The 9,782-nt window shown below is 45.8% G+C and carries 12 protein-coding genes and 1 tRNA gene; 9 read left to right on the forward strand and 4 right to left on the reverse strand.

Going from position 1 to position 9,782, the window contains the following annotated elements; translation table 11 throughout:
* On the reverse strand, positions 1 to 881 hold an 881-nt coding region (gene purM / locus VFW36_RS02800), incomplete at its 3' end, for a phosphoribosylformylglycinamidine cyclo-ligase (protein ID WP_329657300.1).
* Between the two features lie 65 nt (positions 882 to 946).
* A complete protein-coding gene (locus tag VFW36_RS02805) occupies positions 947 to 1,150 on the reverse strand; it encodes a phosphoribosylaminoimidazole synthetase (RefSeq protein ID WP_329657301.1) in 204 nt (67 codons plus the stop codon).
* Positions 1,151 to 1,302: 152 nt separating this feature from the next.
* Between VFW36_RS02805 and VFW36_RS02810 the strand changes: the two genes are divergently transcribed.
* The 3 genes from VFW36_RS02810 to dapF are packed head-to-tail and all read left to right on the forward strand — an operon-like array spanning position 1,303 to position 3,266.
* Positions 1,303 to 1,857, forward strand: a complete 555-nt coding sequence (locus tag VFW36_RS02810) for a spermidine synthase (protein ID WP_329657302.1) — start codon at positions 1,303 to 1,305, stop codon at positions 1,855 to 1,857.
* The gene (gene coaE / locus VFW36_RS02815) at positions 1,857 to 2,462 is read left to right on the forward strand and encodes a dephospho-CoA kinase (protein WP_329657303.1); all 606 of its coding nucleotides are present in this window, start codon (positions 1,857 to 1,859) and stop codon (positions 2,460 to 2,462) included. Before VFW36_RS02810 ends, coaE begins: the two co-directional genes overlap by 1 nt.
* Before the next feature lie 54 nt (positions 2,463 to 2,516).
* Positions 2,517 to 3,266: a diaminopimelate epimerase gene (gene dapF, locus VFW36_RS02820; RefSeq protein WP_329657304.1), complete on the forward strand. Its 750-nt coding sequence runs from the start codon at positions 2,517 to 2,519 to the stop codon at positions 3,264 to 3,266.
* 120 nt (positions 3,267 to 3,386) lie between these two features.
* On the opposite strand, the gene prfA is transcribed toward dapF, so the two are convergent.
* Positions 3,387 to 4,454: a peptide chain release factor 1 gene (prfA, locus tag VFW36_RS02825; protein ID WP_329657305.1), complete on the reverse strand. Its 1,068-nt coding sequence runs from the start codon at positions 4,452 to 4,454 to the stop codon at positions 3,387 to 3,389.
* A gap of 65 nt (positions 4,455 to 4,519) precedes the next feature.
* Complete coding sequence (gene rpsT, locus VFW36_RS02830; RefSeq protein WP_294922754.1) at positions 4,520 to 4,786, reverse strand: 30S ribosomal protein S20; 267 nt, start codon at positions 4,784 to 4,786, stop codon at positions 4,520 to 4,522.
* A gap of 127 nt (positions 4,787 to 4,913) precedes the next feature.
* Between rpsT and glmM the strand changes: the two genes are divergently transcribed.
* The 6 genes from glmM to rpmI all read left to right on the forward strand — a co-directional run bounded on the left by glmM (position 4,914) and on the right by rpmI (position 9,639).
* On the forward strand, positions 4,914 to 6,254 hold the full coding sequence (gene glmM, locus VFW36_RS02835; RefSeq protein ID WP_329657306.1) for a phosphoglucosamine mutase: 1,341 nt from the start codon (positions 4,914 to 4,916) through the stop codon (positions 6,252 to 6,254).
* Entirely contained in the window at positions 6,247 to 6,690 is a 444-nt protein-coding gene (gene lspA, locus VFW36_RS02840; protein WP_329657307.1) for a signal peptidase II, read from the forward strand. Before glmM ends, lspA begins: the two co-directional genes overlap by 8 nt.
* Before the next feature lie 52 nt (positions 6,691 to 6,742).
* Positions 6,743 to 6,818, forward strand: a tRNA-Val gene (locus VFW36_RS02845).
* Positions 6,819 to 6,913: 95 nt separating this feature from the next.
* Positions 6,914 to 8,722, forward strand: a complete 1,809-nt coding sequence (gene thrS / locus VFW36_RS02850) for a threonine--tRNA ligase (protein ID WP_329657308.1) — start codon at positions 6,914 to 6,916, stop codon at positions 8,720 to 8,722.
* On the forward strand, positions 8,722 to 9,249 hold the full coding sequence (infC, locus tag VFW36_RS02855; RefSeq protein ID WP_329657309.1) for a translation initiation factor IF-3: 528 nt from the start codon (positions 8,722 to 8,724) through the stop codon (positions 9,247 to 9,249). Before thrS ends, infC begins: the two co-directional genes overlap by 1 nt.
* Before the next feature lie 195 nt (positions 9,250 to 9,444).
* Entirely contained in the window at positions 9,445 to 9,639 is a 195-nt protein-coding gene (gene rpmI / locus VFW36_RS02860; protein ID WP_310439261.1) for a 50S ribosomal protein L35, read from the forward strand.
* Positions 9,640 to 9,782 lie beyond the last annotated feature (143 nt).

Here is a 9,782-nt window from a genome sequence, read left to right on the forward strand (position 1 = left end):
CCCATGTTAAATGCGCGGAACATTTCGTGACGTTCGACGTGTTGACCGATGAGTTCAAAAATCGGCAATACACGGATCGAGGATTCGGTGATAACCGCACGTAGCCCCTCAGGGAGAACGCGTGGGAAGTTTTCGACAATCCCGCCTCCCGTGATGTGGGCGAGGGCTTGGATCTTGTCTTTGAGTGCTTTGAACGTTTTGACGTAGATACGTGTCGGCGTCAAAAGAGTCTCAATCAACGGTTTCCCTTCGAATTGATCGTCGAATTTCATCCCCATTTTTTCAAACAACACTTTGCGTGCTAATGAAAACCCGTTGGAGTGGAGACCTGAACTCGGCAATGCGATGAGGACATCCCCTGCCGCTACTTTATTGGAGCGATCGAGTTCGCTTTTTTCACCGATACCGACGGCAAATCCCGCCAAATCGTAATCGTCTGAGTGGTACATCCCCGGCATCTCTGCCGTTTCACCGCCGATTAGGGCACATTCTGCCTGACGGCAACCTTCCGCGATACCGCTCACGACAGCGGTTGCGGCAGTGACATCGAGTTTGCCGGTAGCGTAATAGTCGAGGAAAAACGATGGGGTTCCAAAGTTACAGATCAAATCGTTCACACACATTGCGACCAAGTCGATACCGACGGTGTTGTGGATACCCGAATCGATAGCAAGTTTGAGCTTGGTTCCGACACCGTCTGTTGCGGCAAGCATGACCGGTTCACGATAACCGCTAGGGAGTTCAAACGCCCCTGCAAATGATCCGATTCCGCCGAGAACACCGGGGATTGCCGTCGATTTTACGAGCGGTTTGATATTTTCGACAAAACTGTTACCTGCATCAATATCGACACCGGCATCTTTATAGCTGATTTGGCTCATGGAGTCCCTCATCTGTTGTAATGAGGGAATTATAACGAAAGAGTGGTTAGGGGAAATTTAGGGGATTAATCTTTTTGGGGACATTTTCCAAAAACTTTTTTGAAAACCCACAAAGAAGGGCAAAAATCAAAGATCGCCCAAACGATAACCATAACAATAACGAGGGTTTGTAGAATCATTGCATATAACATTTGATTGCTAGCAAATAAAAACAATGCTACGGTCAATACGATAGCCATCAAAAAACGTTGAATTTTTTCAGCACACATTAGTAACTCCGATCTTTAATAGGATAAATTTGGTAAAATTATAGCTAATCCGAACCGTAGAAGCTTTAAGGTTAAAAGATAGCTGGAATATTCAAACCCTTTTAATCTCTGCGTGTTACAATCGCTCAAAAATTACAAAAGAGACGCTCATAATGAAAACATTTATTTTTCCCGAAATGATGGTGCATGTCGCGATGTGTACCCATAAAAATCCCCACTCTGTTGAGGTATTGAGCAATCGAAGTGATTTGCTAAAAACAGAGATGGCACGTTACCGTGATGTTGAAGTGAGCTATGCGGGATCAGATGATCTGCTCGGAGCACTGCGAAGCGGAAGCGATAAGAGTATTGATGTGTTACTTATCGATGCACAAAGCGATGATGCCGCCGTATTTGCTCACGCGAATCGCGTTCTCAAAGACGATGCCCTGATGGTCGTTAAACATCCCGATTTGGATAATATCGCCGCCAATACCAATCTCATGCAGATTTTGGGGAACTATTTTAAAATCATTATGCCGTATTACGCAGGGGACGGTTCGACATTGCTCCTGTGTTCTAAAGAGTATCATCCGACGGCGGATTTGATTTTACAGCGCAGTGACCTGATTGAGGGACTTCAGTTTTATAACTGCGATGTCCATATCGGGGTATTTGCTATGCCGCAATACATCCGCAAAAATTACCTCGGGATTATCCGTAACTAATGGCATTTGAATACGCCATTGCACTCACGGGGGGGATCGCAACGGGGAAAAGTACCGTTGCTTCTTTGCTCGGACTGAACGGTTTGCGCATCATCGATGCCGATACGATAGCGCACCGACTTTTGGATGAAAACTGTGTTTGGGTTTACGAGCGTTTCGGCGAGGAGTTTGTCAAAAACGGCAAAGTGGATCGTCCTGTATTGGGGAAAGTTATTTTTGCCGACGCGCAGGCGAAGCAAGAGCTTGAGGCCTTTTTACACCCAAAAATTCGGGCTGAGATCGAAAAAGAGAGCGAAAAACAAGACCGTCTCAAATACCCCTATCTGATCGATATTCCCCTATTTTTCGAGACATCGTCGTATCCGATTAAAAATTCCGTCGTTGTTTATACCCCCAAAGCGTTACAGTTGGAGCGGTTTATGAAACGTAACGGTTTCTCCGAGGAGGAGTCGTTGCGACGCATCGAGAGTCAGATGGACATCGAGGAGAAAAAAGCGCGTGCGACGTGGGTGATCGACAATTCCTCCAATCTCAAACATTTGCAGAAAGAGTGTGAACAGTTTGTGGAGACGATTAAAACACTCTACCCCGCTCCTAAGGTATAATTCTACATCGTCATTCCCGACTTGATCGGGAATCCAGCTATAAAGGAATATCCCATGCTTCAAATCGCTAAATACTGCGCGAGCGGCAATGACTTTGTTATTTTTCACGCTTTTGAAAAAGCGGATCGCTCCGGTTTGGCGCGTGAATTGTGCGACCGTCAAAACGGGATCGGTGCGGATGGATTAATCGTCTTGGTTCCCCATGAGAGTCACGATTTCGAGTGGGAGTTTTACAATGCTGACGGTTCCACCGCTTCGATGTGCGGAAACGGGAGCCGTGCATGTGCCCATTATGCCCACCGTTTTGCCTTAGCGGGTGAAAAAATGGAGTTCTTGACGGGTGCAGGTGTGATCAAAGCTTCCGTTGAGGGAGATATGGTTCAAAGTGACCTTACTCCTCCCGTGATTATCAATCAAGCGATTGTCGAGAGCGGGATGAAATGGTGGCTGATCGATACGGGTGTGCCGCATTTGATTACCTTTGATGCCGATATTGAGCATTTTAATATCGATATGGCTCGCACTCTTCGCCATCGTTATAATGCCAATGTGAACATAGCCAGTATTAACCTCGATGGAACCATGAAAGTACGTACGTATGAGCGCGGCGTTGAGGATGAGACGTTAGCGTGCGGTACGGGGATGGCGGCGAGTTTTTATCGCGCACTCCAAGAGAGACTCGTAGAAGAAAACACAAAAGTATTTCCAAAAAGCGGAGAGACGCTTTATTTGGGATTTGAAGAGGGTGTGATTACTTTTAAGGGTGAAGTAAAAGGGGTTTTTGAAACTTTCTGGAGACATTAATCTATCTACTTTTCTGTTTAGTCAGAAAAGTAGCAAAAGATCATCCAGTGATCCAAGAACGTTCGTTCCTCTCGGCACTTCTGCCTTCGGAACGACTCTAGGTATTGGATCACAGGATTACTAGAGTCCTGCTCTCTCCATAATTTGCGCTTGAGTATCGGCGATCAACGGTTCGATAATATCGTCCATCAATCCCCCCTGCATAATCTCTTCGAGTCGATAAAGAGTGAGTGTAATGCGGTGATCGGAGATACGGTTTTGAGGGTAGTTGTAGGTGCGGATGCGCCCTGAGCGATCCCCTGTTCCCACTTGATCTTTACGCTCAGACATCTCTTTTTCTTTTGCCTCTTGCATTTGCATATCATAAATACGGGCTTTGAGAATTTGCATCGCTTTGTCTTTATTTTTATGCTGTGATTTTTGATCTTGGTTGGTGACGACGATTCCGGTCGGGAGATGGGTGATACGCACGGCAGAGTCGGTCGTATTGACACTTTGCCCCCCTGAACCGGATGAGCGCATAACGTCGATTTTGAGATCGTTTTCATTGATTACAACCTCGACATCATCGACTTCGGGCATGACGGCAACGGTAATCGCAGACGTGTGAACCCGCCCTTGGGACTCGGTAGCAGGTACACGCTGTACGCGGTGGGTTCCCGCTTCGTATTTGAGACGAGAGTAGACCTGCTCCCCTTTTATGAGGGCAATGATCTCTTTGTATCCCCCTGCATCACTTGGGCTAGAACTCATCAGCTCGATTTTCCATCCCTTGACATCGGCATAGCGGACATAGGCGTTGAACAAGTCTCCGACGAATATCGCCGCTTCGTCTCCCCCCGTACCCGCACGAAGTTCGATATAAATATTGCGTTTGTCATTCGGATCGGCAGGGATGAGGAGTTTTTTGATCTCATCTTCGAGCGGTTCGACGAGGGGTTCTAACGCTCTTAACTCCTCTTTGGCCAGCTCCCCGAGTTCCGCATCAAATGCGAGGGATTTGTTCTCTTCAATATCATCGAGGAGTTTTTTGTATTCGGTCGCTTTGTTTACAATTGCTTGGATAGAAGATTGCTCTTTGGAGAGTTCGGTCATCCGTTTGATGTCATTGCCGATGTCGGGAGAACTAAGCAGTTCGGTCAATTCGTTATAACGGTTGATAAAAGGGGTGAGTTTTTCGGATAACATAGGTGTGTCCTAAAAGAGGCGTTTTGAGAAAATTTAAAGAAGGAATTTTGCCCGAGGGCAAAAAATTACGCTGCTAGTTTATTGACAGCGAGGTGAAGGCGGCTAACTTTACGTGCGGCAGTTTCTTTTTTCAAGACACCTTTGCTAACATATTTGTGAAGATTAGCATTAGCGATCACAAGAGCGGCACGTGCAGCGTCTTTGTCTCCAGCTTCAACAGCAGTGCGAACTGCTTTAACAATGTTTTTAATACGTGTACGGTAAAATCTGTTACGTTCAGTACGTTTTTCCGTTTGACGGATACGTTTCAATGCTGACTTATGGTTTGCCATGGCATTTATCCTTGTCGAGGTTTAATTTAGGGTGAAATATTACCTTAAAGAAAATTAAATTTAAGTTAAAATTTATAGAAATAGAAATAAAAAAGAAAAATTAACTAATAAAAGGAAGAAAAATTTTATGAAACTTTTTGGAACGGATGGGGTACGCGGCGAAGCGGGCTCATTTTTAACGGCAGAATTGGCGATGCGTGTTGCGATGGCGGCAGGGATCTATTTTAGTGAACATGCCCGAACAAAAAAGATCCTCCTCGGTAAAGATACCCGTAAAAGCGGCTATATGATCGAAAATGCTATCGTAAGCGGTTTGACGGCCGTGGGATATGACGTGGTACAAATCGGTCCGATGCCGACTCCGGCGATTGCATTTTTAACCTTGAATATGCGATGTGATGCGGGGATTATGATCTCGGCAAGCCATAACCCTTACGAAGATAACGGGATTAAATTTTTCGATGCGCAAGGAAATAAACTCTCCGAAGAGATTGAAGCGCAGATCGAAGAGATTGCACAGGATAAAGCCCGTCTTGAAGCGGGACACGTTATCGGCAAAAGCATCGGTGCGGCAAAACGGATCGATGACGTTATCGGACGCTATATCGTTCAGCTCAAAAACTCATTCAGCCGTGAGCTGACACTGCAAGGGTTGCGTATCGTATTGGATACGGCAAACGGGGCAGGGTATAAAGTGGGACCGACCGTGCTTGAGGAATTGGGTGCCGAAGTGATCGTATTGCATGATAAACCAAACGGGGTGAATATCAACGAGGGGTGCGGTGCGCTTCACACGAAAGATTTGCGCGAAGCGGTGAAACAGTACCGTGCCGACATCGGACTGGCACTTGATGGAGATGCAGATCGGCTTATCGTTGTGGATGAAAAAGGGGAAGAGGTCGACGGAGATCAGATCCTCGGTGCATTGGGACTCTTTTTACACCAAAGCGGAAAACTCAAAGGGGGCGGAATCGTCTCTACCGTTATGAGCAATCAGGCGCTGGAAGATACGATGAATGAGAACGGGCTCAAACTATTTCGTTCCAACGTCGGAGACAAATACGTATTGGAAGTGATGCGGGAGAACGGTATCAACTTCGGCGGAGAGCAAAGCGGACACATTATCCTGCACGATTACGCGAAGACAGGGGATGGCTTGGTGAGCGCGCTTCAGGTGTTGGCATTGCTTCTCACCTCCGGACAAAAAGCGAGTAAAGTGCTTCGTCCGTTTAAACTTTATCCTCAAAAACTGGTCAATATCAAAGTCAAAGTCAAAAAACCGCTCGATCAGATCGCGGGGCTTAGTGAAGAGCTTGCCAAAATTGAGAGTGCTCACATGCGTCATCTGATCCGATACTCGGGGACAGAGAACAAACTTCGCCTCCTTTTGGAGGGGAAAGATTCGCTGGTGATGGAAAAAGCGATGGGAGAACTGGTTGCATTTTTTGAGAAGGCTTTGAATGGTTAGATCGATCATCATCTTAGTATTGGTGATGAGCAGTGCATTTCTCATCGACCAAGCGATTAAATCGATTTTTCTGGAAGGGTTTCGTCTCTACTCCCCTTGTATCGATTTGATTTTAGTATTTAACAAAGGGGTCGCTTTTTCGATGTTCGCTTTTTTAGCAGAGTCGTTGAAATGGATTCAGCTCGCGCTGTTGGCGGGAGTTATCGGATATACCCTCTGGTTGAAAAAAATCTGTTATTTGCTGCCGGTGGGGATTATGACCGGAGCGGGTCTCTCTAATGTCGCCGATCGCTTTATGCACGGGGGGGTTGTCGATTATGTCTATTGGCACTGCGGATTTGATTTCGCCGTCTTTAACGCTGCCGATGTGATGATCGACATCGCCGTAATCGCTCTGATGATTTTAAATTTTCGTCCGCATACTTGCAAGGGTTAAGTGACGTTTAACCTCTGCGCGGCTATAATTTCACCCTTGCATTAATCGTGATGGTCTTATAGCTCAGTTGGTAGAGCACTACCTCGACAAGGTAGTGGTCACAGGTTCGAGTCCTGTTGGGACCACCATTTCTCCTTAATTTTCTTCAAAATTTATCTATTTAATCGTAAACCAATCAATAATCCCGTATAATCCGCGATATTTTCTCATACGAGGCCCCCCAATGGATATTATTGCAATCAAGCATGATGATCAAATAATCGATTTACAAACCGCTGGGGCACTTGGAATTACGGGCGAAGAGATTGTTTATGACAACTCTCCAGAGTCTCTCGAAGTAATTCGACATTCCTGTGCTCACTTGATGGCTGAGGCGATCAAAGCACTTTACACGGACGCAAAATTTTTCGTCGGACCGACGGTAAAAGAGGGCTTTTACTACGATTTCAAAGTAAATGAAACCATCGGTGAAGAGGATCTTAAAACGATCGAGAAAAAGATGCTCGATATTGCCAAAGGCAAAGAGAAGATCGAACGTTACGAGATCACCAAAGATGAAGCGCGCGCTAAATTCGCAAACGACCATTTGAAACAAGCGGTTATGGATCGTATCCCATCCGATACGGTATCGATCTATAAACAAGGGAATTTCGAAGACCTTTGCCGCGGACCGCATTTGCCGAGTGTCGGTTTGATCCGTCATTTCAAACTTACCAAAATCTCCGGTGCGTATCTCGGCGGTGATAGTAAAAACGAGATGTTGACCCGTATTTACGGTATTGCGTTTGCCGATAAAGAGTCACTTAAAGCGTATCTCGATCAAATGGCGGAAGCCGAAAAACGTGATCACCGCAAAATTGGTGCCGAGATGAAACTCTTCACGTTCCGTGAAGAGGTAGGTGCGGGATTCCCGATCTGGCTCCCTGCGGGGGCGCGTATGCGTTCACGTTTGGAAGGGCTTCTTTTCAAAGCGCACCGCAAGCGCGGGTATGAGCCGGTACGCGGTCCTGAAATGCTCCGAAGTGATCTGTGGAAAGTATCGGGGCATTACCAAAACTACGGTGAAAACATGTATTTCACCCACATTGATGAACTCGAATTCGGGGTTAAACCGATGAACTGTGTCGGTCATATCAAAGTGTACGAACACGATTTGCATTCGTACCGCGATCTCCCCCTCAAATATTTTGAGTACGGGGTGGTTCACCGCCACGAAATGACGGGAGCGCTTCACGGATTGTTCCGTGTTCGCGAATTTACCCAAGACGATGCGCATATCTTCTGTACGGCCGATCAGATCGAGCAGCAAATCATCGAAGTGGTCGATTTTGTAGACAAAATCATGAAAACGTTTGAGTTTAACTACAAAATGATGATCTCTACCAAGCCTGAAAAAGCGGTCGGGGATGATGCGGTATGGGAAATTTCAACCAACGCTCTCAAAGGAGCTATGGAGAAAAATAACCTTGCCTACGAGATTGACGAGGGGGGCGGAGCGTTTTACGGTCCTAAAATCGATATTAAAATTACCGATGCTATCGGACGTGAATGGCAGTGTGGAACGATCCAGCTCGACTTCAACCTTCCTGCGCGTTTTGAGCTTGAATATAACGGCGAAGAGAACGCTAAAATCCAGCCGGTTATGATTCACCGTGCAATTTTAGGTTCGTTTGAGCGATTTGTTGGTATATTGACGGAGCATTACGCTGGGGAATTCCCGATGTTTATCGCTCCGACGCAGGTGGCTATCGTTCCGATCGCCCCTACGCACGAAGCATACGCACGCGAATTGGCCGATAAATTGATCGATATGGGTGCCGATTTTGAGATTTTCGATAAAAACGAAAGTCTTAACAAACGTATCCGTACAGCGGAAAAAGGACGCGTCCCTATGATCATCGTTCTCGGTGATGAAGAGGTCGCTAACAAAAGTATTGCGGTGCGGGATCGACGATCACGCGAGCAATACAACCTAAGTGAAGAGGATTTCCTCTCCTTGGTTAAACAAAAAATTAATGAGGTACATTTTTGATTAAGAAACAAGACCGAGTCCTGATGAACGAAGATATCAGGGTTCCTGAAGTACGCTGTGTGGTTGATGGCGGTGAAGCGTTAGGTATCATCTCTATCAATGAGGCTATGAACAAAGCAAACGAAATGGGACTCGATCTGGTTCTCATCTCTCCGGATGCAAAACCTCCTGTCGCTAAAATCATGGACTACGGTAAGTTTCATTACCAAGAAGAGAAAAAGAAAAAAGAGGCGCGTAAAAAACAAACCAAAGTGGAAGTCAAAGAGATCAAACTTTCGGTTAAAATTGCGGATAACGACATCAGCTATAAAGTAAAACATGCTCGTGAGTTCCTCGAAGAGGGAAAACATGTCCATTTCCGTGTCTTCTTGCGCGGACGTGAGATGGCGCACCCTGAGTCAGCGGTAGCGGTATTGCAGCGTGTATGGCCGATGGTTGAAGACATCGGAAGCATGTACAAAGCACCTGCTATGGAAGGGCGCTATTGTAATATGATGGTCCATCCGAAAAAAGACGACAAAAAATAATCTACTTCCTCTCTTAATTTAGATCCTGAAACAAGTTCAGGATGACGGTAACATGAGATTTCGTCATTCCGAACTTCACGTGCCCTATGGGTAGATTCGGAATCTAATTTCTAAAGATAATAAAACATCAGTAAAAGCTTTTTTATGGTATAATCCGCGTCTCGTTTAGAGAATTTTTGCGAAAGGATCAAGTCGATGCCAAAAATGAAATCGGTTAAAGGGGCGGTAAAACGCTTCAAAGTAAAGAAAAACGGCACCCTAAAACGTGGTAGCGCATTCCGCAGCCATATTTTGACTAAACAAGATGCTGGGACTCGACGCAAACAAAACAGCCCTAAAGTGGTTGCTGCTGTCGATGTTAAAAACATCAAAAAGATGATCGTAGGCTAAACCCTATTAACCCTCCAGCATAACGCTGGGCAAGTCCGCAAAGCGGCACCCCGTCATTAAAATTGAAATGAACCGGGTCAAGAAAGGAAAACAATGCCAAGAGTAAAAACTGGTGTCGTAAGACGCAGACGTCATAAAAAAGT

Origin of the sequence: Sulfuricurvum sp. (assembly GCF_036279695.1) — a bacterium.
Classification (GTDB): domain Bacteria; phylum Campylobacterota; class Campylobacteria; order Campylobacterales; family Sulfurimonadaceae; genus Sulfuricurvum.